The sequence below is a fragment of the Pedobacter sp. GR22-10 genome, from assembly GCF_026239715.1.
GTDB lineage: Bacteria > Bacteroidota > Bacteroidia > Sphingobacteriales > Sphingobacteriaceae > Pedobacter.
This window is the reverse complement of the sequence record NZ_JAPIVR010000004.1, coordinates 98,085-122,126: the sequence shown is the minus strand read 5'-3', so window position 1 is coordinate 122,126 and position 24,042 is coordinate 98,085. Positions and strand designations below refer to the sequence as shown.

Below are 24,042 nucleotides of genomic sequence, written 5' to 3'. Positions count from 1 at the left end.
ATTTCAAATCAATTAAAAAGTTAAGTTTACACCAATATTGTAGGTAGCAAACATTGGATATACGTTTAGATCTATACCTGCCTTGGTGGGTACACCTCCAACCTCAGGCGTAAAACCCCTGTATCCAAATAAGTTAACTGCGTTTTGTGCATTGGCAAATACGCGTAATTTTTGTATTTTCCATTTAGAAGTTAACTGTTGTGGCAAATTATAACCCAATTGAATATTTCTTAATCTGATATAAGCACCACTTTCTACATAAAATGAATTGGTTTGGTTATTGTTCCCGCCAGCCAAATTTGTTGAAGGATAGGTATTACTAGTTCCAGCACCTGTCCACCTGTTGTCATAGAACTCTTTAGTGTAATTCTCATTACCTAACCTGTTGCCTAAGTTTGCGTTAAATACATCTACGTCTGCAACACCTTGAATATCAACTGTTAAATCGAAATTTTTGTATGCAAAGTTTGTGTTAACACCATAAGTGTACTTAGGGTTTGGATTTCCAAGAAAGGTTTTGTCCCTTTGATCAATAGTACCGTCTCCGTTTAGATCAGCATATTTGAAATCTCCGGGTTTAGCTCCTGATAAACCAGAAGTTGCAGCTTCTTGAGCAGTTTGTATAATGCCGGTTACCTCATAACCAAAAAATGATCCTATTGGTTGCCCAACTACAGTTCTAGTTGGAACCACTGCATTATTTAATCCATCTCCACCAGCATCAATTGGATTGGATCCAGAAGTAACATTCAGCACTTTATTGTTATTAATGCCTATATTTCCACTGATGGAATAAGTTAAACCGCCGTCAGTTTTATCAGACCAGGTAGCTACTAGCTCAAACCCTCTGTTTCTGAAGTCAGCCTGGTTACCTAATAATAAACTGTTAGAAGTACCTAATGAACCTAGGATAGGAATGTTAAAGATTGCCTGCTCTGTTTTTTTGTTATAGTAATCGGCCTCAATGGATAGTTTATTATTGAAAAAACCCATTTCTAAACCAATATCAGTTCCTGCACTGCGCTCCCAGAAAAGTGCTGGGGGAACTATGGTTGTTACACTGGCACCGGTATTTGCTACACCATTATAAAACGCAATTAAAGCAGCACTTTGATTTACTGTAAGTGTTGTAGGATTGATTGGTACACCTGCATTACCCACTTTACCCCAGCTACCTCTTAATTTTAAATTGCTGAAGATTTTCTGGTCTTTCATGAAATCTTCATTGCTGATCACCCAACCTGCACCAACTGAAGGGAAATATCCCCATAAATCACTGCCGCCAAAAAATTGCGAGGCAGCATCAGCTCTCAATGAAGCATTCAATAAGTACTTATTTTTGAAACCATAATTTATCCGTCCAAAATAAGATGTAGCTGTGTTTAATGATCCTTCATCTTCAATTTTTCTGCCATCAGCATTGCCTAAACGCAAGTAAAGGTCTCCTTCAGATTGATAAGGAACGTTTTGTGCAGTTCCGGTTACGGTATAAGATTTATAGCGTTGTGCGGTTTGGCCTGCCAGGACGGTCAAGCTATGATCATTCCACTTATTTTCATAAGTTAATGTATTTTCCAGAATCCAGTTTCTTGTTTCAACCCTGCCAATAGTGAGGTTACTGATATTGGTATTTTGTGCACTGGTAGCAAAATACTTAGGTACATATATGGTATTTTCTTCCTGTCCGAAATCTCCACCTGCACTTGTTTTAAATGTAAAATGTTTTGCAAACTTTAATTCTGCATAAACATTCCCAGTTATTCTGTATTTTGAAGTTCTGCTATTGTTGAAATCAAGCGTTGCTTGTGGGTTTACATTACTTCCGTTACCTAAATTTACGGTAGAGTTTCCATTTGAAACTTTAGTAGGATCTCCATAGGAACCATCTGCATTAAAAATAGGTAAAACAGGAGCAGCTGTATATAGAGCGCGGTATATTGATTCAGGAACATTCTTAGATATACTAGAGCTACCAGTAACATTATAACCTATTTTAAGATTTTTATGTACCTGAAAATCGTTTGATAGACGTGCAGTATATCTCTTATAATTATTGGTTTTTATGATACCATCCTGATCTACATAACCCAATGAAAAATTATAACTTGATTTTTCTGTTGCGCCATTGATGGAAAGTTGATGATTACTAATAATAGCATTTCTTAATGCTTGATCATACCAGTCGGTACCTTCTCCAAGATTAGTATTTGTAAATAAAGGGGTGGCACCATTAATTGCATAGGCTTCATTTACTGCGGTTGCGTATTCACTTGCATTAGTCATTTTAACTGCATTTGTAACACTTTGCAAACCTACAGTACCATTGTAATTAATTGTAGCGTTACCGCTTTTACCCTTAACAGTAGTTACCAATACTACACCATTTGCAGCACGAATACCATAAATTGATTGTGAAGATGCATCTTTTAAAATATTGATACTTGCAATATCAGCAGGATTCAAAAATGTAATATCATCATACCAAACACCATCCACAACATATAATGGTCCGGTGTTACCATAAATAGTTCCCGTTCCACGAATGGTAATTTGAGGCGACGATCCAGGTGTAGCGTTATTGCTGATAGAAACCCCTGCAACTTTACCTTGTAAACCACTAATTGGATTAGTAGATGGTTGTTTTGAAATATCATCACCCTTAACACTGGCTACCGATCCGGTTACATCAATTTTTCTTTGTGTACCATAACCTACCACTACAACCTGCTCGAGTTGTTGTGTTGATGAAGCTAAAGCCACATTAATGGCGGTGCGGTTAGCCACTGCCTGCTCTTGTGCTGTGTAACCTACAAAATTGAATACTAAAGTGGCATCAGCAGGTGCGCTGATTGAGTAATTCCCGTCTGCATCCGTCTGCGTTCCCCCTTGTGCACCCTTAATCGTAATGGTTACGCCCGGTAAAGATGTCTTATCACCTCCATCAGTTACTTTACCTTTAATGGTAATGTTTTGCGCAAATGCTACGTTAATGGTTAGCAAGCAAAATGCAGCGAGAACAGAAATTCTTGTAAAGATTCTTTTCATGCTATTATTAAAATTTAGTTAATTGTTAATATAAAAGTGAGGTTGTTTTTCTGCTTGTGCAAGTAAATATACCTCAACATTTATACATCATGAAGTTGATTTTGATACTTCAGTTAAACGTACCAAATAGCGTAAAGGGCCAAATAGGCACTTTTTTAATACGGCACCTTAATAATTTTTTTTAAATAGTGTAAAATATACACGAAGTAAATTGTGGGGTAAATTTTTCGGCTATGAGAGGTAATGATGTAGTGGTTTGCTGCCCTAACTAATGAATTTCTGGATAAAATTTTATTTAAAATGATCTACCTAAAACTTCCTGTAATTTTAAAACTACAATTCCATCAAGAATTCTGTAAGGTTTTTATCATGCGGAACCTCTAGTTTTTTACGCAATCTATACCTTCTGATTTCCACGCCCCTCAGGCTAATGTTAAGCAGTGATGACATTTCTTTACTGCTCATATTCATCCTTAGGTAAGCGCATAGTTTAAGGTCATTAGGGACCAAATCAGGATGCTGTGCTTTTAATTTTTTGAAGAAACTTTCATGTGCTTCATTGAAACTGTTTTCAAATAAATGCCAGTCGCGTTCATCATTCATCCCATCGTTAATTACCTTCTGTATTTTACGGGTTTGATCATCAGACAGCTTCTTGCCGTTCTCATCTTTCAATTTGGTAATTTCGCCACCTAATTTTTGCAGCAGCTCATTTTTATAAACCAGTGTCATGGCCGAATTGGCTAACTCGCGGGTTTTAGAAGCCAGCTCAGCCTGTAATTTTTCTGTCTGAAGTTTTGTAATCTGCTTCTCATTGGCTTCTGTTTCCCTTCTCAGGATTTCATCCTGTTCTGACTTTAGTTGCTCACTTATTATTTGACTGTCTCTTTTAAGCTTTGTTTCATAGATTTTCTTACCTAAGATCAAAACCACAGCGAAAAGAATAGAATAGGCAAGTAATGACCAGTTGTTCAAATACCAGGGACGAAGAATGGTAAATTTAAAGACCGTTACATCTGTTACTGATGAGTCATTAAGTTTAGCTCTGAGCTTAAATTTATAGCTTCCACTGGATAGATTAGTAAAATCCTTTTCGGCAGCATCACTCCAGTCTGACCAGTCTTTTGAATAACCTTCTAAGAAATACTGGTATTTTACTTTAGCCTGCCTGTAATAAGGAAGTGCAAAAGAAATGCGGATATTATTTCTGCTGTACGGGAGCTCGGTATCATTTCCGGTTTCATTAAGCGTATAGTATTTATCGGTAATGTCATCTATTCTCCGAATGAGAACAGCGGGGAGTTTACTCGCAAAAGATTGATTTTGCTGTGAATTATAAATTACAAAGCCATCATCTACACTAATCAGATAGATGGAATTACTGATTTTACTGATGTTTTCATAGTATTGAACCATTCGTCCGTCGAGCAAACTAAACTGGTTGGAATCTATTTCTATTTTCCCAGGGGCAGAAAAATTAACCAAAGATGTTTTGCCGTGGTTGATAAACCAGTATTTCTTTTCTCCGGCCTGAATAATATTATTTGAAGCGGCAAAAGACCCCAGTTTTTTATTTAATACTTCATAACTGGTAAATTTATTGCTCAATTCATCATAGGTATAAAAACCTTTATCAGAAGAGAAGACAATTCTGTTTTCCAGATTAAAAATGTTGATGTTATAATTACCAGGTAAACCATTGCGTTCATCAAAATACTTGGTGCTAATGACTTTTGTATAATCTGAATTTAAAGTAAGTTTATAAAGCCCTTTGTAAGCATGACCGACCCATATATCGCCTTTATTATCTTGCTCAATAAACCGGGATGGTGCATCGAAACCCGAAATTTGTGTGATAAATTTTAAACCTGCCCCGGGTATTTTCTGATATAGTGAGAGACCAACATAAGTGCCCTGGATCAGGTAATTGGGATTGGAATTTAGCTTCTTTATCGTCCAGCCGCCACTTGTCCGCGAGATCCATTCAATCCGGTCACCAAAAACTTTAAATGTACCGCTGTTATGGCCGCAAATTAATTCGCTGTCAATGATGGTCAGTTCCCAAACTTGTCCTTGTGAACCCGGAATAAGTTTAAAATTAAGATTTGATGCCGTATTTGGAGACCATTCACTATAAAATAGCCCCTGGTTAGTGCCAAGATAGATTTTTTTGTCGAAAATGATACTGGAGTAGACTGTTCCGAACTGCCCGGTTTTATCAAAATAAAAGTACAGGGGCGAATTTAATTCAATCCTGTCGATGCCATTATCCAAACCTGCCCAAAGATTCTGTTCGTTATCAGCGTACAAACTTAATATGGTATTGTTCTGAAGTCCGCTTGATTTATTGATTTTCTGTACAATGTTGCCGTCTTCATCAATGATAATCAAGCCATTCAGAATGGTTCCATAGGCATAATATTTTCCCAGTAACCGAACACCGTTATTAAGCTGATAAGTTTTCAGGAATGCATTTGCCGGTGTATTTAGGGGGGTAAAATTTTTTCCGTCATAGACAAAAAGGCCGTTTTTGCTGGTGCCGATTAAAAGTCCTCCATTCTTATAGGGTAGGATAGATAATACCCCTTGTTTGCCCAACTGATCGCTCTCTGCAAGGTAAACCAGTTTATTGCCAACCAGTTCATGTAATCCGTTTTCAAGTATCTCTACAAAAAATCGTTTATTTACTTGGTGCAGAAAAAGTAATGATTTTGAGGAAGCTACAATGCTAATTTTATTATTATGGTAAATGAGAATTTTGGAAAACGACTGAAAAATAACACGGTCGCCATCCACATAAATTTTCCAGATTTCATCTGTGATTTTTGCCCCTTTTGGAAGCAGTGAAATGAGCGAATGATAAGTTAATTTATTTTCCTTAATGGCCCAATAACCAAATTCGCCGAAGCATCCGGTATAAATTTTTCCTTTTTGATCTGTCGCAACCGATCTTACGATCTGACCGTTTGGCATTTTATATTTTTGCCAATACTTTCCATCAAAAGTGAGTAAACCTTCGGCATTGCCGTAGTACATAATGCCATGATGGTCTTTGGCTATGCTCCAATTCTGATTGCCTGCACCGTAAACAGACTTGGAGTAATTTTCAATATACGGAACACCAATGCTCTTAATGTCGGAAGCAAAAGCATAATGGGATAGAAGAAGAAATAATAAAAACAGGCGTACTATACTAAACATATAATGGGATCTGATTAAGCCATTGCATTGCAAAGTAAATGAAAAACATTGGATGCTTGTTAGTTGATGGTTTTATTATTAAACTAATTGCTCAATAGTCCATAGACATCATTTTTGCAAAGTTGTTCATATTCACCATAAAGCCTCTTAAATGCAGCTTCAATGATATCACTCCGGGATGAAGCCATAAACAAACAACTTCTAATCCGGATCTAGAATTCAGCTTTTTATTGCCCATACAGCGTCATGCAATATTTAGGTTTACTGAATCTGCGGCTTTCTTAATTACCAGAATGGACGCTTTTTAGGTTTATCGGCTGGTGCTTATCCGCGTTAAACAATCAATTATGGATTTCCAACTAAGCTATTGACCACTAACTATTGGCCATCAACTCCATCATATCATTTCTACTTTCTTTGCTACTGGCTGAGGAACCTTCACATAATAACCTGTTCCGTCGTATGGGCGTTTCCGTGGATTGGTGGTGCAAGCCGTAGAGCAACAACCCTGCAGTTTTTCTCCACATTCATCACACTGGGTGATGTGTTCATTACACTCCGGATTGGCGCAATTGATCATTTTTGGGGTGGTTTTGCCACAATTATAGCAAACTGATACAACGGTAGGATTAACCTGATTAACATCTACGGCTATTCGATTATCAAATACGTAACATTTACCTTCAAAGTCTTTACCGCCTGCTTCCTTTCCATATTTGATAATTCCACCATGTAACTGGTAAACATCATTAAAGCCATGGTGTAAAAGAAGGGCCGAAGCCTTTTCGCACTTGATGCCTCCGGTGCAGTAAGTTAGAATTTTCTTGTCTTTGTATTGAGCCAACTGATTTATCTGCTCCGGGAAATCGCGGAAATTTTCAATATCTAGCGTAATTGCATTTTTAAATTTCCCCAGGTTATGCTCATAATTGGAGCGAACATCTAAAATAACAACGTCTTCATCATCCTTCATGGCCATGAAATCTGCTGGTTCCAGGTGTTTGCCTGTCTTTTCATTTGGATTGATAATCGAAGTGTCTCTTAAACCCGAATGCACAATTTCTGACTTATAGCGACAGTGCATCTTTAAAAATGATGGTTCTTCCACCTCATCGATTTTAAATTCCGTCTTCGCGAAACGTTCATCTGCATGGATAGCTTTCATATAGGCATCGCATGATTGTTGCGTACCTGAAACCGTTCCGTTTAAACCTTCATCAGCCACAATAATACGGCCCACTAAATCTAGCGATTTACAAAATTTAAGGTGATCTGCAGCAAATTGTTCTGCATCTGCTATGTAACTATAGCAATAATAAAGAAGTGTCTGATATTTTTTCATAACGCTGTTGATACCGTTGCAAACGGCGTTTAAAGCGGGGCAAAGATAAAGAATAATCTTTACGCTTGTAATAATACGAATTAAGAATTTAATAAAATGATAGTATATTTTGATGATCTATGTCTATCAATTTTTTAAATGGGTTATAAAAATATGATAAATCTCAATAAAGCACTAATATAAACGAGATAATTCAATAGGAATATCAATAATTAGACAAATAAAAAAAATAAAATTCTAGCAATTTAATGGTTTATTAATGTTTGCTTATCAATGATTCGTTAAACTAAATGCTTGTTTTTAAAACTTCATTCGTATAAGTAAAATTTTTATAACCTGATGTTTGACATAACTGTAGCAAGAGCCTAAAACGTTTGTTTCTTAGAAAGCTTCTTTCCTACGGAATAATATTGAAATACTTAATTAAAGACTATTGAATAAAATTTACATACCTAATTTATTATGAAATTTTATTATTCTAATAACCTTATATATTTATAGCTGCAAAGGTAAAATCTATAATAACCTTTATTATTTGTTCAACACTTTCAGTTTGAAATTAAAATGGTATTTTGTATTCTTTATAGCAAAAATGCCCCTTAAAAGCGTTTCACTTCTGGGGGCATTGCATCATGATATATCATCTTTGTTAATCAGATATACATGTAGATACTATCATTACTCATATGTTTATTAATTTTTTTCAAGTCAATCTATAAACGTTCCCATTCCTCAATTATAATTGATTTAGAAGTTATTTTAAATCGCTGTCAAATTTGCTTTAAACGTTTTAACTATAGTTTGTTTTGCTGATCCATCTTTTGGAACTACGTCAAAAGATACCCGCACGGCAACTCCTGAAGGTTTCTCTATTGCTTTACTAGGAACTAATGATAAAAAGCCTATTCCAATACTAGAAGGGTCAGAGGCAACCAATCCGTAACCTAATATGTCTTCCTTTTTTGAAGAAGAAATTTCATATGGATAGGGTAGTTTATCCCTATTAAGGATGGGTTCGATGCCAAAAGCCAAAACTTCATATCTTATATTACTAATTGTAGCATCAGATAAAACTGCAGGATTAAAAATTAAATTGAAAGAATTTCTATCAATCGTATACGTATTTATTGAATTATATCCTTCCTTTCTTCCATTACGTGGATCAGGTTCTCCGAAAGGCGGAACTGGAAGGATGACTTTAGAGTCTGTATGTTGTTCAAACACCTGAGGTTTGCCATCAATATAGAAAACTCCCATTGGGACATTATAAGCAGGATAAAAAGTTGCTGCTTGATTATTATTTAATGTGCCTGGAATAGCAAAAACATTATCAAACAATTGACTGCTAACTGTAGAGCTGCCGTTCACAGTAATATTAGTGTTGAGTGTTAATGAAACTTTTTGATTGGTTGTTGTCTTTTTTGTGAAACCAAATATACCATTTAAAAACCCACTTACCGTTCCCGCTAAACCATTTGACAGTGCGCCAGCTACTTTAGGTTTATCAGCCGTAGATAGAAAACCTATTGCCCCGGTTGCATAACCAGTGCCGACTGAAAGAGCAGCATTGACAATACTATTTGTCAATGTTCCAAAGAAGTTTGTTTTGGAGGCTGGTACGGCAATAGTTCCGTTTAATTCACCTGCCTGTGTTCCGTTTAGACTAATTTGAGCAATACTATTAGGGTTTATTTGCCATTGCATAGTTGTTGTCGGGTAAGCCGTAGTAGCTGTATTTCTATCATAAGCAATTTCAAACTCAGCGGCATACCATGAGCCTGTAGAGGAGACTTGATAGGGCTGAAGCTGGGTAACAGCTGCTTGGTTTGTATTATAATCTGTAATGTCCGTCCCTGAAAAATTTAACGCTGGTGATGCTGCAGCGCCTTGACCATTAAGTGATAATCCGCAAACGATGTTATTAGATGGATAGTTCTGCCCAGGAGCAAAATAAAAATAACTCCTTAAAACGCCTCTATATTTATTGTAAAGCATAAAGTAAGATGGGTTTAAAACTGCGCTTGTAGTAAAAGTATTATAAACTAATTCCCATCCATCAGATTTTGCGTAGTCGTATATCATATCTTGATCAATTTTGATGCCGCCCAAGCCAGACTGCCAAGGTACTGGTATAATTGGGGCATTAGGAGGTGATGGCATAAATGAGATATTTTCCCAATCAAGTGGAAATGACGGTGTTCCTGAGGATAGTAATCTATTAGGAGATGCCTCCATGCTTTTTAAAGCGCCATCATGGGATAGAGACTGGTCTATAGTGCTTTTTTTACAACTAAAATTTAATAAAGTTAGCCCCGTTAATAGGACAATGGTAAAGGATTTATTCATATATAGAGTTAAATTTACTTATTTGTAAAATTAATAATTAATCCAATACATTTAAATGATTACATACAAATAGATGGTAATATTATTGTTAACCGTTGAATTTGTATGAGTGGTATGTAGTATACTATTATTCTGCCAGATTATAACTAATAGCTTAGTCGTTATAAGATATTTATTATTCTAGATAGCCTGATATCATCACCTAAATTAATTACAGTAAGTTAATAAAGGAAAGTATATTGTTGAAGCTTCTATCTCATTGAAGATGATTAAAAAAAAATTAGTCTGTGATTTGATGCTATAGTAATCTAAAATGAGTCTTTCATAACATAGTTTATTAAATTAATTTTTAGATACTACTATTAAATGACATTTTGTAATTTCTGAGGGAGTGAATAAAAAAAATCACAGAATAATCCCCTAACCAATCCAACCTTTAATTCTAACCTAAATTAAAATCCATAGCTGATTCTAAATCCCTGCGTCAGCTTTTTTGCGCCATCATAGGCGAAGCCATAACTTGCTCTTAATACCAATCGCTGAATACCAAAGTAAAATTCTTTATAATTTCTTTTTTCTGGTGAAGATAAATACCCGCCGCCTATAAATTCTTCTAACCTCGCTTTGCGTAAGATTGGAATCTTATTGAAGAAAAAGCCAGCAAAATTATGTTCCAGGTGTGCTTCAAAATATTGCTGATTGGTACTGAACTGATAAAAATCAAGAAATTGAAATTTACGAAGGTTAGGGGGGAAGATGGTAGAAATATTACCCTGGAAATGTTTATAATCCAGGTAATACATTTTGCTGTTATTTAAAAACTTTCCAACGCCCGCTAAAAGTGAAGTATATCCCCATAAGCCTAACCCAATCCTATCCTGAGAAACCTCTGCTTTTACAAAGTCGTAATCGACATCGCTGCCCAATACCCCGTTCATCCCTTTTTTATACAAGACGGTTATTTTCGGATATTTTGATTCAGTGTAAAACTTACCATCTGGTCTGGTGATGTATTTTTGCCCGATGGTATAAGTTAAACTTGCTGTCGCACTAACGGAAGTGTAAGTTGGAAATAGTGGTGTCTCCAGATTCGGACTAAACGGATTATTTGAGGTAAATTCCCGCTCTTTATTATCGAAGAATTTAAAATCAGTGCTGTTGGTGAGATAATGATTCCTGTTATAATCAAAGGCCAGGCTGGCTTGTAAACCTGTAGCCAGTTCTCTGGTGGTATTGATATTGAAAAAACTTTTTTCGTAGTATTTCGCAAAATTCTTTTCGTACAATAGCGAGTTAATGGTATTACCTATGGCCGTCATCGAACCCAAATTGTTCATGTCGAAAATTCCATTACCAAAAGATGCACTCACACTGGCTCGTTTTAATGGATTGTAAAGGTAATTTCCGCTTAAACTCGCCGTTAATTTCTGATTAGCAAAACCATACCTTGCCTCCGGTCTGATACTGTATGAAACGTTGTCATCAAGAACTTTTTTGTACGTAACACCATACTTGATCACAAGTCCTTCTACGGTATTATAAAAAATAGATTTTCTGATGGGATCAAATGAATAATATTTTTTATCATAGCGGTCATTGATGCTGTGGCCCTCCATAAAAAGCTTACCTAACCCGAATTTATTATTTTCTTTCTCCAGAGAGTCTAAATATTTTTTAGATTCTTTAAGCTTTGCAATGCTGTCTTTTTTAACATAATTTAATTTCTCATCAGGTGTTAAAGGAATCGGACGGTTACTGCTCCAATAAATTGAATCCTTTTTGTTCACCATTTGGGTAACTTTCAGAATTTCACCATTAAAAAAGCTTTTTGGAAATTTAGGCTCAAGGTTGTAATTGCTATATACGCCAACATAGTACCCTGCAAATTTGAAACCCAAAATATTCCCATTAAACTGAAAGTTCACACTGGTAGGCATGTACACCTCTTTTACCTTCGTAAACTGCTGGTTGATATTTAAAGTATCAATAAAATTGATCCCTGCATTTTTAGTCAGGTAAAGATCGGTGTTGTAAATTCTCCAGCTTTCATCAATAATATAGATAATACCTCTAAATACAGGATCATTTTCGCGACGTGGGATCACCTCTATCTTATGAACGAGTACACCATTTTCTTTCGAATCACCCAAAGATTTGTATTTGTAGTAGAACAGCGCATTGTCAGCAATTGGAGATATGAATCCTCTGGCACTCAATTTATTCTCTAACAGGTAATTATCATAAAAATCAATAATTAAATCTGAAGCCTTATTAAAACTGAACGCACTGTTTGTACCTGCTACTTTAGAAGAAATCATCTCCTCACGGATATCATCTGGCCTTTGAAAATTGAATCTGCTTTGCGATTCTGAGAGATAAATAATGCCTTTTCTATTCGTATCCAGATCCATCACTTTTCTGATATCTCTGCCCATGAATTTTTTAGGGGCACCTTTTAGCCGTTGTACTCCCTTAATATAAACATCGCAGGAGAATGCTTTCACTTCCTCCAGGTGTTCCTTTCTCTTTTTAATGGCTTGTCTGATGATTTCATAGGCAGGGTCTTCCGCATTTGCCTTGATGTTAACGTTATCAAGCGTATAACTTTCAGAAGAGAGTTTAACATCCAAAAGGATATCTGTATTAGCATTTACGATATGATCTTGTTGTGTATAGCCCACTGCCCTGAAACTAAGTGTAAACTGACCGCTGTTCAGCTTAATAGTATACTTTCCATCCACATTGGCTGAAGTGCCCGTGGTGGTATTTTTAATATAAACAGATGCAAAAGGTACTGGTTGCCCGCCCGTATCCCGAATAGTTCCTGAAATAATATGTTGCTGTGCAATTGCAAAATTGGCCAAACTACAAAATAAAAGGAGCGCGCAAAATTTTATCATGGTAATGATTAGTAAGCTATAAATATCGAATAAGTTTTAAGACTATACAGAATTTCAATGTTAAAGTTTGTTAAGTACGAAAAAAAATAGCTTACCTGGTTTCTTTTTTCGTTTTTGCAAGATAATATATGGCATTGGCAAGTTGAGATCAGATTCATTTGAAGTAAAATGGTATTTCAAGTTGGAATTTCAAACGGAGCGCGGTTTTTTTTATAACTTTGATGCCGTAATAACCATAAAAAGCCATGTACAAAACCTTACAACCTGTTCTTCAAAAGGAACTTGAAGAAATTGAAAACGCTGGATTGTTTAAACGCGAACGTATAATTATTACACCTCAGGGTGCAGATATTAAAGTGAGTGGCGGCGCAGAGGTGATCAACTTTTGTGCGAATAATTATTTAGGCCTTTCCTCTCATCCGAAAGTAATTGAAGCTGCTAAAAAAGCAATTGATGACCACGGTTATGGCATGTCATCAGTACGGTTTATTTGCGGTACCCAGGATGTACATAAAGAACTTGAAGCTAAGATATCTGAATTTTTAGGTACAGAAGATACCATTTTATATGCAGCAGCATTTGACGCGAATGGAGGTGTTTTTGAACCCTTATTTAATGCTGAAGATGCCATTATTTCAGATGAGCTAAATCATGCGTCCATTATTGATGGTGTTCGTTTATGTAAAGCACAGCGCTTCCGTTATAAAAATGCAGATATGGAAGATTTGGAAAAACAACTGATTGCAGCTAAAGATTGTCGCCACAGGATTATTGTTACCGATGGTGCTTTTTCAATGGATGGATCTGTTGCACCATTAGACCAAATTGCAGATTTAGCTGATAAATACGAAGCATTGATCATGATTGATGAGTCGCATTGCTCTGGTTTTATAGGTAAAACCGGACGTGGCACACATGAGCATTTTAATGTAATGGATCGCATTGATATCATTACCGGAACCTTAGGTAAGGCTTTGGGAGGAGCATCAGGCGGATTTACTTCAGGCAAAAAAGAAATCATTGATATGTTGCGTCAAAGGTCTCGCCCATATCTGTTCTCCAATACGCTTGCGCCTGCTATTGCCGGTGCTTCTATCGCCGTTTTGAATATGTTAAGTGAAACCACTTCATTGAGAGATAAACTGGAAAGCAATACCAAATATTTCCGTGAAAAAATGACCGGGGCAGGTTTTGATATCAAGCCTGGTTTTCACCCCATTGTGCCGGTGATGTTATATGATGCGAAGATAGCCCAAACATTTGCTGCAAAAATGCTGGAAGAAGGAATTTATGTGATCGGATTTTTCTATCCGGTTGTTCCGCAGGGTAAAGCACGGATTCGCGTCCAGCTTTCTGCTGCACATGAACAACATCACCTTGATCAGGCGATTGCCGCTTTTACCAAGGTGGGTAAAGACTTAGGTGTCATTTAAAATTAACCTACTGGTTGGTGTCTCACCAACCAGTGTAAATATTTAGAAAGCCACATCATGTGGCTTTTGCTGTTTTGGGTTCATTTTCTTTTATGCTGATATTGTAAACAGATTTTTGAACCCGGTATGTTTAAATTTTTACGATATTTTGCTGTATATTTGAACCCATGTTGCAGGATAAGATCACACAATACACCACGGATATTCAAGCTTTCGTAACACAAAAAGCAGATGAACTGGAGCAATTCCGAATTAAATACTTAGGCAGTAAAGGCATTATAAAAGAAATTTTCGAAGAATTTAAATCTGTTTCCATTGAAGAAAAAAAATCACTGGGGAAGGTTTTAAATGAGTTTAAGCAAATTGCCGAATCAAAATACAATTCCCTGAAAGAAATTACGGAATCCAGTACGGCTCAGGCTTCTGTGAATGACCAGGATTTAACACTACCTGGAGAAGGTTTTGAAATTGGTTCACGGCATCCTTTAGCGCTGGTTAGGCGTGAAATTGTAGAGATTTTTGCCAAGCTTGGTTTTAATGTAGCCGAAGGACCAGAAATTGAAGACGACTGGCATAACTTCTCGGCGCTAAACTTTCCTGAAGAACATCCGGCAAGAGATATGCAGGATACATTTTTCATAAAAAAAGGCGGAGAAAAAGGCGACATTGCTTTGCGTACACATACTTCATCGGTACAAGTGCGTATGATGGAGCAGGGACAGCCACCTTTCAGGGCAATTATGCCGGGCAGGGTTTACCGCAATGAAGCCATTTCGGCCAGGGCACACTGCTTTTTTCATCAGATAGAAGGTTTGTATGTGGATGAAAATGTTTCATTTGCGGATCTAAAACAGACTTTATTCTACTTTGTACAGGAATTATATGGCGAGGGAACAAAAGTTCGCTTCCGTCCTTCTTACTTTCCTTTCACTGAGCCATCTGCCGAGATGGATATTTCTTGTACCATTTGTAAAGGCGCAGGCTGCCAGTTATGTAAATACAGTGGTTGGGTAGAAATTCTAGGTTGTGGAATGGTTGATCCGAATGTGTTGGAAAACTGTGGGATCGACGCTAAAAAATACAGCGGATTTGCTTTTGGTATGGGTATTGAGCGCATCGCGAATTTAAAATATGTGATCAAAGATTTACGCTTATTTTCAGAAAACGACGCCCGCTTCTTAAAACAGTTTAAATCAGCCTTAATTTAACGATGCGGCATTTTTATAGCATATTGTTTTTTACGATACTATTGTGTGGCTGCGGGAAAGAAGAAAACTATATTCCAGAAGTGGTGGTTAATTATAATGTTACACTCACACAATTTAGTTTGCAGGCAAAAAACGGTGTATTATTGGTGCCTAATCAGGGAGTAGCCGGTTTAATTCTTGTTAAAACACCATTGGGTAGCTTTGTGGCTTTTGATCGTTGCAGCACCGTTAATCCGGAGAAAAAATGTGCCATTGTTCCTGATGACAACAGTATCACTGCTACTGATCCGTGTTCAGGGGCAAAATTCTCCCTGCTTGACGGAACACCGCAGAAAGCTCCGGCAGAAAAAAATCTGAAAATTTACAATGTTTCCCTGCAGGGGAATGTTTTATTAAACGTAACCAATTAATGGAAGCCGAAAAAATAAAAGATACCGTAAAAAAAGCTGCCAAAGAACTTTTTAGAAAATATGGTTATCACAAAACAAGTGTAAACGAAATTGCTAAAAAGGCCCGGATAGCCAAAGCTACCATTTATAAATATTTTGAAAGCAAAGAGCAGGTGCTGGACAGTATCCTGATGGATTATTTAGATCAGAATCTCTACGAAATCATCAATAACAAAGTAAGCTATGCTTCTGAAGAAGAGCACCTGAAAGCTTTGGTGATGAAAACAAGCCGCTTATCCTTCACTGCATGTAATGAATTTATCGGATGGGATTTTGTTCGTGAAAATGCCAATTCGCAGGAGTTTTTAAAGCATTTATCCGATCAACTGGAAGCTTTACTGCTCGCGGCTTATCTGGAATTGGATAATTTTAAGAATAATCCCGCCAGGAGAGAAGGTTTAGCCTTTTTGCTTAAAGCCAGTAAAAGCATCGTATTTTCATTTGCATTTACTTCAGTGAGTGATGCCGATGTGAGAAAGAATTTTGTCAGTTTTCAAAAAGAAATTTTACCATTCCTGGTGAAAGCAGCCTTATAAATAATTATGGTGTTGCATAGTAATCTTTGGTTTTAAACTTTTGAACATTTTTTTGCATTTTGCCTCCCACCATTTTTTGAGTGATAACGGTTACTTCATCGCCCATACTGGAATCTTCAATCACTGACGAAACTTCTTTAAGTCCCTTTTTGCTATCCACTTCATAACTGGTTGTGCTGTGAAAACAACATCCGCTTTTTTGTTCAATACTGATTTGCTTTTTCTTCCGGTCAACATCGAACATGCCTAAATTTTCACTGGCCAGTTTCGTCAGATTTTTATCCAGTGTAAACTTCCTGTTCTTATCAGAAATATAAATATCATATGAAGCACTGCCATAGGCACCTTTATTTCCATTTCTGATGGCGAGGTCTTCTTTGCCATCAAAATTAAAATCGCCAAAAATTAACGGACTTTGATACTTTCCGAGATCAAGCCAGCCTATTCTTGCATTTTGTTTTTCAGTTAAAGAAAAATCCAGGTCATCAGAGTGAAATGTCTGAATATCATCTCCTGTGATTTTGTCAGAAATGGCAATCGTAGCTTTTCCCTCACAATGGCCATCAGTGCAATCGGCAACAAATAACTTCGCATTATATTCATCTGAGGTATTATTCGATAAAAATTTAAATTGCGCAGATGCGTTAAAAGAAACCAATAAGGCTGCAAAAATAATCATCAGTTTTTTCATGATACAAAAGTACCTGATTCGTTTTAAGCAAAAAGTTAAAAAAGGTTAACGTATTCTTTTTCTGTTGGTGATATATTCTTTTACAGCTTTTTTTGTGGTAAGCCAGTCTTTTCCTTCTTTGTGTGCATCAATTTTGCCCTGCCTGGCCAACAAGCTAACATATTCCTGGCCGTAAGGAATATCCGGTTCTGCAACAATGCTGGCTATTGATTCATAATCACCATAGTGATTGCCGGGAAGGGCATTGATATACATATTTAATGAACGTTCAACAGCCTGAAGCATAAGTAAGCAGAGCTTATGGTAATTTCCTTTATTGGCCTGGTTAAGTGATTCGTAATATTTTTTTCGGTCTGTTTTAAGAATAATTGCAGGTGGGAACCCTTTTCTCATTAATAGCAGATTCATGGCCAGCCTTACGGTTCGGCCATTGCCATCAAAAAAAGGATGAATCCATACCAGCTTATGGTGGAAAATGGTGGTTAGAACCATGTCATTTAAAGACAGCGGATTATTATTCACAAAATTAATCAGCTCATCCAGTAAATCAGAAACCTTATTTGCGTTGGGCGGTATAAAATTGGCACCTACAATTCGAACACCTCCATTTCTGATGCGACCGGCAAAATCATCCTCAATGCTTCTTAAGACCAAACCATGAAGTGATAATATATCTATACTGCGTAATTGGTAGCTTTCTTCTACCAGAGTGTATAGATAATTAATCGCTTTTTCATGATTAAATACCTCGAAATGCTCTCTCAGTGATTTTCCTTTGATGGTCATTCCTTCCTGGAGTACCATTTGGGTTTCCTGTAAATTTAGGGTGTTGCCTTCTATACTGTTAGAATTGTAAGTCCATTCAAGGCTTAAATCTGTTTTAATGCGCTGAAGTGCGCTATTAGGTAAAGGCCTCGAAGAATCAATTTTGGCTTTTTTCTCATACAACCGATCAATAAGGGGTTGTAATTCTTTCAGATTGTCCAGGTTAAAATTCCACATACACAAATATATTAATATCGGTTAGAATAAAAAATATATATAACCGATATTAATTTTACCAAAAAAAAGCCGGAGTTATTTCGCACCGGCCTAAAATATTTTTTTAAAAGGTTATTCCCACTTAAAAACTTTTACGGCAACTGCGTAAATCACAATCCCCCAGATCAACAGAATCATAATCTGAAACTTTACGTCCCATAAGCCCATACCTTCAAAAGCGACTTTTCGCATGGCATCATTAAGATAGGTTAAAGGTAAAGCCCTGCTGATGGGTTGCAGCCATGTAGGGAAAGCTTCAATGGAGAAAAACGTCCCAGACAATAAAAATTGTGGTAAGGTTACAATATTGGAAATGGGAGGAACCATACTTTCACTTTTCGCAATGCCTGAAATGATAAAGCCAAAACCCATAAACACAATAATTCCCATCGTAGCCAGCAGTAACATATTTATCACCGTGACGACTCCGTGGACGAGGGTAAAACCAAAGAAAAAATGGCCGATCAGGATAATAAACAAAGCGCCAATGAGCGCGAAACCAATTCTGGCAATGCCTTCACCGATTACAATGCTGGAGCGCTTTACAGGGGTTGCAAAAAAACGTTTGATTACGAGTGTCTGGCGTAAGCTCAGAAAAACGAAAGCGGTGCCAAAAACGCCGGTGCTTAATAAAGAAAAACCCAATTGACCCGGTAAAATAAAATCAATCGTTTTATATTCTCTTCCGGTAACGGTACGCTCTTTAATTTCAGCAACACTTGGTTTTAGTGTTTTATCGTAAAAAAGGTTGTTCAAAACCGACTTTAAAATGCCTCCCTTATCACGGGATGCAGAAGTATAAACCACATTAACGGAGTAAGCCGAGGTATTCACTTTTCTGTGGATATCGACCATCGCATCTACATTTCCTTTTTCAAGCAATTTATCAAATTCTGCTTTTGATTTGTCTTTTACCAGTCGGATCATACCTGTTTTTCCAAGCATGCTGATCACAGGGTTATTAATATCTGATCCGGGTGTAATGCCAACATCAATGCGCGTGCCGCCACCACCTAAAAAGCCAAAAACCAATATGAATATTAAGGGAAAAGCCAGCGTAAAAACAACTGCAGAAGGGCTTCTCATAATTGAACGGAAACTTGCCTTAGCCAGGGCAAGTGTTGCTGTAGTATTGCTATAAGCCTTAGGTCTTTCTCCCGCCATAGCGGAACCTGAATTTCTATCGTTCATTTATTAACGTATAATTATTTTTTACTTTTTTGCAGATTGTATTCCATTTGCAGGTAACTCCTAATGAGGTTATTCTCTCCATTCTTTACCTGTCATACTGATAAATACATCTTCCAGGTTCGCTTTTTTTACTTCTTTTTTACGTTCGAAACCACTGTTAATCAGCTGATCAATCAGGTTGTCAGGCGTATCTACAGCGATAATTCTTCCACGTTCTACAAATGCAACGCGATCACAAAGTTGCTCGGCTTCATCCATATAATGCGTTGTAATCACCACAGTGGTGCCGGCATTTCGAATTTCAATAATTAAATCCCATAAATTTCTTCTCGCCTGTGGATCCAAGCCGGTTGTAGGCTCATCCAGGAAAATAATTTTGGGCTGGTTAATGAGTGTCGTAGCAATAGAGAAGCGCTGTTTTTGTCCGCCGGAAAGGGCTTTATATTTGACTTTTGCCTTATCCTGAAGATTAACCTTTTCCAACATATCCATCGGCTTGATTTTAGCACCATACAAACCTGCAAAAAGTTCAATCAGTTCAATCAGATTTAAGTTAGGATAATAGCCGGCCGCCTGCAATTGCACACCAATGAGCTGTTTAATTGCGTTGGGATGTTTATCAACTGAAAGGCCATCAACAATAATTTCTCCGGAAGTTTTCTCTCTGAGTGTTTCAATAATTTCGAGAGTAGTGGTTTTTCCGGCACCATTAGGACCGAGCAAGCCAAAAATTTCATTTTCGTAAACTTCGAAACTTAAATCCTGAACGGCAATGAAATCATCATACTTTTTAACCAGATTTTTGACGCTGATCATGGCTTTGTTTGTTTCCATATAACGAAGGTAAGGAGCTAAAAATGAATTAAGAGTGAATTAGTCAGAAAAAAAGAAAATATGATAAAATAAAAATGCGAATCAGGTTAGATCCGCATTTTTTTTAGTTAAAAGTTGAAAGTCTGTGTGGCAAAGCCAGAATCAGAAACGATACAGTGTTATTATATGTTGTAATCTATGACATTAAACCTGTAATCCACAACTTATAACTGGAAACCTTTTAACCCATCACCCGTTTACCAAACCAATTCGCCCTTCATCACGTTCACGAAATCATCAAATAAATAACGAGAATCATGAGGGCCTGGTGAAGACTCTGGGTGGTATTGTACTGAAAAGGCTTTTTTACCCTTTACACGAATACCTTCGATAGATTTGTCGTTCAGGTTAACATGTGTAATTTCAACTTTATCTGAATGTCTAACCTCATCCGGAATAACTCCAAAACCATGATTTTGTGAAGTTACTTCACAATGGTTTTTAATAATATTTTTAACCGGGTGATTTAAGCCACGGTGTCCGTTAAACATTTTCATCGTACCAATGCCGTTTGCTTCTGCCAATAACTGGTGGCCTAAACAAATGCCGAACAATGGTTTGTCTTCTTCCATGATTTCCTTAATGGTTTCTACAGCATAAGGCATTACAGACGGATCGCCAGGACCGTTAGAAATAAAATAACCATCCGGACCAAATTCTTCCATTTCAGCAAACTTTGTTTTTGCAGGAAAAACCTTTACATAAATATCCCGGTTTTCGAAACTGCGGAGAATGTTTTTCTTTATCCCCAAATCTAATGCTGCAACTTTTAAGCTGGCATCAGGGTTCCCGTAAAAATAAGGTTCAGTTGTACTTACTTTTGATGATAACTCCAGGCCTTCCATAGAAGGAACTTCAGCAAGTTTTTGTTTCAATTCATTAATATCCGTAATCTCTGAAGAAATGATGGCATTCATGGCACCTTTATCTCTGATGTGACGTACCAGGGCACGGGTGTCAATATCAGAAATAGCGACCAGGTTATCATTCTGAAAGTAATCCTGGATAGATTCAGTTGCTTGTTTACGGCTATAAACAATATTGTAGTTTTTACAAACTAAGCCTGCAATTTTAATTGAATCAGATTCAATTTCTTCTTTCTGAATTCCATAATTACCAATGTGCGAGTTGGTGGTCACCATTATTTGTCCAAAGTAACTTGGATCAGTAAAGATTTCCTGGTAACCCGTCATCCCGGTATTAAAACAAATCTCGCCAGTGGTGGTGCCGATTTTTCCAGCCGCTTTGCCGTGAAAAATAGTGCCATCAGCCAGTAATAAAATCGCAGGTAACTTGGTGTAGTTAGTCATGGTAATTACAATATGGATTTTGAGTTGAAAAAGACATGAAAAAAGGGTTTATCTCAGCACTTAAGCTGTTTTTGCAGGGTGCAAAAAAAGATGAATATATCCCTTCCATTTCGGGGTACAAAGATATGATTTAAGAATGGAAATGTAAAGAAAAAAGTTAAATAAGCTTTGAGGTAAAAGCAGAAAGACTAAAGCGAAAGGTTTGATGCTTGATTTGAGTATAAAACGATTTCAGGTTTTGGTAGCTTTAGTCTTTTACCTTTGGTCTTTCCGCTTATTTAAGGAAAAAACAATACTTTTGGGGCTACAAAACAAAACCCATGTCGGTACATAAAGAAATCAAAAGAATAACCACACACATTTTACAGGAAATGAAGCAGCGTGGTGAAAAAATATCTATGCTAACAGCCTATGATTATTCCATGGCGACCATTTTAGATGATGCAGGACTGGATGTTTTACTGGTTGGTGATTCGGCATCGAATGTAATGGCTGGTCACGAAACAACTTTGCCTATTACTTTAGATCAGATGATTTATCATGCGGCATCTGTGATCAGAGCGGTAAAACGTGCATTTGTAGTGGTCGATCTTCCTTTTGGTTCTTACCAGGGAAATTCAAAAGAGGCTTTAAACTCTGCCATCAGAATTATGAAAGAATCTGGCGCACATGGTGTAAAGTTAGAAGGTGGTGAAGAAATTATTGAATCTGTTCAGCGCATTATTACAGCAGGAATTCCGGTAATGGGTCACCTGGGGTTAACACCACAATCGATTTACAAATTTGGTACCTATACCGTTCGGGCGAAAGAGGAAGAAGAAGCAAATAAATTAAAAACTGATGTTTTAGCTTTGCAGGCTGCCGGCTGTTTCGCCATTGTACTGGAGAAAATTCCTGCCGCACTAGGTAGAGAAGTAACCGAGAGCTTACATATTCCTACCATTGGTATTGGCGCAGGAAATGGCTGCGACGGACAGGTTTTAGTGGTAAATGATATGATTGGCTTAACCAAAGGTTTTAAACCCAGGTTTTTGCGTCAATATATTAATTTATATGATGATATTTTAGGTGCTGCCCAGTCTTACATCCGCGATGTTAAAAGCAATGATTTTCCCAGCGAAAAAGAACAGTATTAAGTTTGGAGTCTATAGTCCAGAGCCTTTAGTCTAAAGTCTATTAAGCAATTAATCCTCTACCCAAAAAACCTCCCTATGCCCATTACCGATAAAGATATTCTTTTTGAAGACAATCATTTAATCGCTATTAATAAAAGAGCGGGGGATATTGTACAGGTTGATGAAACAGGTGATGAACCGTTAGATGAGCAGGTAAAAAAATACATTGCCCAGAAATATAATAAACCCAACGGCGCTTTTTTAGGCGTTGTACATCGATTAGATCGTCCGGTAAGCGGTGTTATTTTATTCGCCAAAACAAGTAAGGCTTTGGAACGGATGAATGCTGCCTTTAAAAATCGTGAGGTTAAAAAAACTTATTGGGCAGTGGCGAAAAATAAGCCTGAAAATGAATCAGGAACATTGATTCATTGGCTGATCAAAAATCCGCAGAAAAATGTGGTTACCTATTATAAAGCCGAAGTTCAGGGCTCTCAACGTGCAGAATTATCTTATCGTTTACTCTCAAAAGTAGGCGATTATTATCTCATTGAGGTTGATCCGCTTACCGGCCGGTCGCACCAGATCAGGGTACAGTTGTCTTCGATGGGATGCCCTATAGTTGGAGATAATAAATATGGCTATCCTAGGGGAAGCAGAAAAGGAAGCATTTGCCTGCACGCCCGCAGACTCCAGTTTCTGCATCCGGTAAAGAAAGAACCTGTCAATATTTTTGCCAAATTGCCTGTAGATGGCTTTTGGGAAAGGTTTGAGAATCTTTAATACCAGGTTTTATCGATCCGATCGTATGCCTATTTATTTACAAATCACCGGCTTGAAAACCATTGCCTGATCAAAACGAAGATTAGCGAGGTTCTTAAATTTCATTTTACCATTTGATTCTTCTCCCTCTCCAAATCCTTCAACTAACTGATCGTTTTTCTTTAACCATACTACCTCACGCGTTGATGTTGTACCTTCTGATTGGAAAGTATAATCGGCAATAATGGTATCACCTTTAACAATGCCTGTAATGGTTCCATCATTTTTATCCTTTTCAAATAGCTTATAACTCAGCGCTCCATTTACTTTGCCGTTGTTGATTTCCAAGCTTAAAGAAGCTGTATCTTTTTTATCAACGTATTGAAAGCATTGTTTCGAAGCTGTATCTGTGTGGGTAGCTTTAATATCTGTAGATACAGATTTTGTGCTGTTACTTTGGCAGGCAAGCATAGCGGATGCGTAAATAGCGAGTATTGGAATGATATTTCTCATGATTTAGGTTTTGAAAAGTTTTAATATCAAAGCCCTTGCCAGAAAAATCAGTGTAGGGTTTTAAAACCAATAATTTCAGTGCCATC

17 protein-coding genes are annotated in these 24,042 nt (G+C 37.0%); 6 read left to right on the top strand and 11 right to left on the bottom strand.

The window, feature by feature from the left end:
- Window positions 1–12 precede the first annotated feature (12 nt).
- The 5 genes from OQX64_RS17155 to OQX64_RS17135 all read right to left on the bottom strand — a co-directional run bounded on the left by OQX64_RS17155 (window position 13) and on the right by OQX64_RS17135 (window position 12,798).
- A complete protein-coding gene (locus OQX64_RS17155; RefSeq protein WP_265819696.1) occupies window positions 13–3,045 on the bottom strand; it encodes a SusC/RagA family TonB-linked outer membrane protein in 3,033 nt (1,010 codons plus the stop codon).
- Between the two features lie 333 nt (window positions 3,046–3,378).
- On the bottom strand, window positions 3,379–6,246 hold the full coding sequence (locus OQX64_RS17150; protein WP_265819695.1) for a ligand-binding sensor domain-containing protein: 2,868 nt from the start codon (window positions 6,244–6,246) through the stop codon (window positions 3,379–3,381).
- A gap of 397 nt (window positions 6,247–6,643) precedes the next feature.
- Window positions 6,644–7,588 carry a rhodanese-related sulfurtransferase gene (locus OQX64_RS17145; protein ID WP_088299335.1) on the bottom strand — a complete coding sequence of 315 codons (945 nt, stop codon included), beginning with the start codon at window positions 7,586–7,588 and terminating at the stop codon, window positions 6,644–6,646.
- 759 nt (window positions 7,589–8,347) lie between these two features.
- Complete coding sequence (locus OQX64_RS17140) at window positions 8,348–9,934, bottom strand: hypothetical protein (RefSeq protein ID WP_265819694.1); 1,587 nt, start codon at window positions 9,932–9,934, stop codon at window positions 8,348–8,350.
- Window positions 9,935–10,386: 452 nt separating this feature from the next.
- Window positions 10,387–12,798 carry a DUF5686 and carboxypeptidase regulatory-like domain-containing protein gene (locus OQX64_RS17135; RefSeq protein ID WP_265819693.1) on the bottom strand — a complete coding sequence of 804 codons (2,412 nt, stop codon included), beginning with the start codon at window positions 12,796–12,798 and terminating at the stop codon, window positions 10,387–10,389.
- A 281-nt stretch (window positions 12,799–13,079) separates the two neighbouring features.
- Here OQX64_RS17135 and kbl point away from each other — a divergent pair, with 281 nt between their 5' ends.
- The 4 genes from kbl to OQX64_RS17115 all read left to right on the top strand — a co-directional run bounded on the left by kbl (window position 13,080) and on the right by OQX64_RS17115 (window position 16,460).
- Window positions 13,080–14,267: a glycine C-acetyltransferase gene (kbl, locus tag OQX64_RS17130; protein ID WP_265819692.1), complete on the top strand. Its 1,188-nt coding sequence runs from the start codon at window positions 13,080–13,082 to the stop codon at window positions 14,265–14,267.
- Between the two features lie 167 nt (window positions 14,268–14,434).
- On the top strand, window positions 14,435–15,475 hold the full coding sequence (gene pheS, locus OQX64_RS17125; protein WP_265819691.1) for a phenylalanine--tRNA ligase subunit alpha: 1,041 nt from the start codon (window positions 14,435–14,437) through the stop codon (window positions 15,473–15,475).
- 2 nt (window positions 15,476–15,477) lie between these two features.
- Window positions 15,478–15,885, top strand: a complete 408-nt coding sequence (locus tag OQX64_RS17120; RefSeq protein WP_265819690.1) for a hypothetical protein — start codon at window positions 15,478–15,480, stop codon at window positions 15,883–15,885.
- Entirely contained in the window at window positions 15,885–16,460 is a 576-nt protein-coding gene (locus OQX64_RS17115) for a TetR/AcrR family transcriptional regulator (RefSeq protein ID WP_265819689.1), read from the top strand. The genes OQX64_RS17120 and OQX64_RS17115 overlap by 1 nt, the downstream gene beginning before the upstream one ends.
- Before the next feature lie 4 nt (window positions 16,461–16,464).
- Here OQX64_RS17115 and OQX64_RS17110 read toward each other — a convergent pair whose 3' ends face one another.
- From OQX64_RS17110 to carA, 5 genes are all read right to left on the bottom strand, one after another.
- On the bottom strand, window positions 16,465–17,151 hold the full coding sequence (locus tag OQX64_RS17110) for an XAC2610-related protein (RefSeq protein WP_265819688.1): 687 nt from the start codon (window positions 17,149–17,151) through the stop codon (window positions 16,465–16,467).
- 45 nt (window positions 17,152–17,196) lie between these two features.
- A complete protein-coding gene (locus OQX64_RS17105) occupies window positions 17,197–18,153 on the bottom strand; it encodes a Fic family protein (RefSeq protein WP_265819687.1) in 957 nt (318 codons plus the stop codon).
- Window positions 18,154–18,264: 111 nt separating this feature from the next.
- Window positions 18,265–19,383, bottom strand: coding sequence for an ABC transporter permease (locus OQX64_RS17100; protein ID WP_265819686.1), 1,119 nt, complete (start codon window positions 19,381–19,383; stop codon window positions 18,265–18,267).
- Between the two features lie 69 nt (window positions 19,384–19,452).
- Window positions 19,453–20,217 (bottom strand): ABC transporter ATP-binding protein, encoded by a 765-nt coding sequence (locus OQX64_RS17095; protein ID WP_265819685.1) that lies wholly within the window; start codon window positions 20,215–20,217, stop codon window positions 19,453–19,455.
- A gap of 236 nt (window positions 20,218–20,453) precedes the next feature.
- Window positions 20,454–21,566 carry a glutamine-hydrolyzing carbamoyl-phosphate synthase small subunit gene (gene carA / locus OQX64_RS17090; protein ID WP_088299345.1) on the bottom strand — a complete coding sequence of 371 codons (1,113 nt, stop codon included), beginning with the start codon at window positions 21,564–21,566 and terminating at the stop codon, window positions 20,454–20,456.
- Window positions 21,567–21,886: 320 nt separating this feature from the next.
- Here carA and panB point away from each other — a divergent pair, with 320 nt between their 5' ends.
- Window positions 21,887–22,702, top strand: coding sequence for a 3-methyl-2-oxobutanoate hydroxymethyltransferase (panB, locus tag OQX64_RS17085; protein WP_088299346.1), 816 nt, complete (start codon window positions 21,887–21,889; stop codon window positions 22,700–22,702).
- A gap of 75 nt (window positions 22,703–22,777) precedes the next feature.
- On the top strand, window positions 22,778–23,464 hold the full coding sequence (locus OQX64_RS17080) for an RluA family pseudouridine synthase (RefSeq protein WP_088299347.1): 687 nt from the start codon (window positions 22,778–22,780) through the stop codon (window positions 23,462–23,464).
- Window positions 23,465–23,497: 33 nt separating this feature from the next.
- On the opposite strand, the gene OQX64_RS17075 is transcribed toward OQX64_RS17080, so the two are convergent.
- Window positions 23,498–23,956, bottom strand: coding sequence for a hypothetical protein (locus OQX64_RS17075; protein WP_265819684.1), 459 nt, complete (start codon window positions 23,954–23,956; stop codon window positions 23,498–23,500).
- Window positions 23,957–24,042: the final 86 nt, after the last annotated feature.

Excerpts from the sequence above, each read along its gene's own strand:
- OQX64_RS17155 (WP_265819696.1), bottom strand. The coding sequence starts at position 3,045 with ATGAAAAGAATCTTTACAAGAATTTCTGTTCTCGCTGCATTTTGCTTG.
- OQX64_RS17150 (WP_265819695.1), bottom strand. The coding sequence starts at position 6,246 with ATGTTTAGTATAGTACGCCTGTTTTTATTATTTCTTCTTCTATCCCAT.
- OQX64_RS17145 (WP_088299335.1), bottom strand. The coding sequence starts at position 7,588 with ATGAAAAAATATCAGACACTTCTTTATTATTGCTATAGTTACATAGCA.
- OQX64_RS17140 (WP_265819694.1), bottom strand. The coding sequence starts at position 9,934 with ATGAATAAATCCTTTACCATTGTCCTATTAACGGGGCTAACTTTATTA.
- kbl (WP_265819692.1), top strand. The coding sequence starts at position 13,080 with ATGTACAAAACCTTACAACCTGTTCTTCAAAAGGAACTTGAAGAAATT.
- pheS (WP_265819691.1), top strand. The coding sequence starts at position 14,435 with ATGTTGCAGGATAAGATCACACAATACACCACGGATATTCAAGCTTTC.
- OQX64_RS17120 (WP_265819690.1), top strand. The coding sequence starts at position 15,478 with ATGCGGCATTTTTATAGCATATTGTTTTTTACGATACTATTGTGTGGC.
- OQX64_RS17115 (WP_265819689.1), top strand. The coding sequence starts at position 15,885 with ATGGAAGCCGAAAAAATAAAAGATACCGTAAAAAAAGCTGCCAAAGAA.
- OQX64_RS17110 (WP_265819688.1), bottom strand. The coding sequence starts at position 17,151 with ATGAAAAAACTGATGATTATTTTTGCAGCCTTATTGGTTTCTTTTAAC.
- OQX64_RS17105 (WP_265819687.1), bottom strand. The coding sequence starts at position 18,153 with ATGTGGAATTTTAACCTGGACAATCTGAAAGAATTACAACCCCTTATT.
- OQX64_RS17100 (WP_265819686.1), bottom strand. The coding sequence starts at position 19,383 with ATGAACGATAGAAATTCAGGTTCCGCTATGGCGGGAGAAAGACCTAAG.
- OQX64_RS17095 (WP_265819685.1), bottom strand. The coding sequence starts at position 20,217 with ATGGAAACAAACAAAGCCATGATCAGCGTCAAAAATCTGGTTAAAAAG.
- carA (WP_088299345.1), bottom strand. The coding sequence starts at position 21,566 with ATGACTAACTACACCAAGTTACCTGCGATTTTATTACTGGCTGATGGC.
- panB (WP_088299346.1), top strand. The coding sequence starts at position 21,887 with ATGTCGGTACATAAAGAAATCAAAAGAATAACCACACACATTTTACAG.
- OQX64_RS17080 (WP_088299347.1), top strand. The coding sequence starts at position 22,778 with ATGCCCATTACCGATAAAGATATTCTTTTTGAAGACAATCATTTAATC.
- OQX64_RS17075 (WP_265819684.1), bottom strand. The coding sequence starts at position 23,956 with ATGAGAAATATCATTCCAATACTCGCTATTTACGCATCCGCTATGCTT.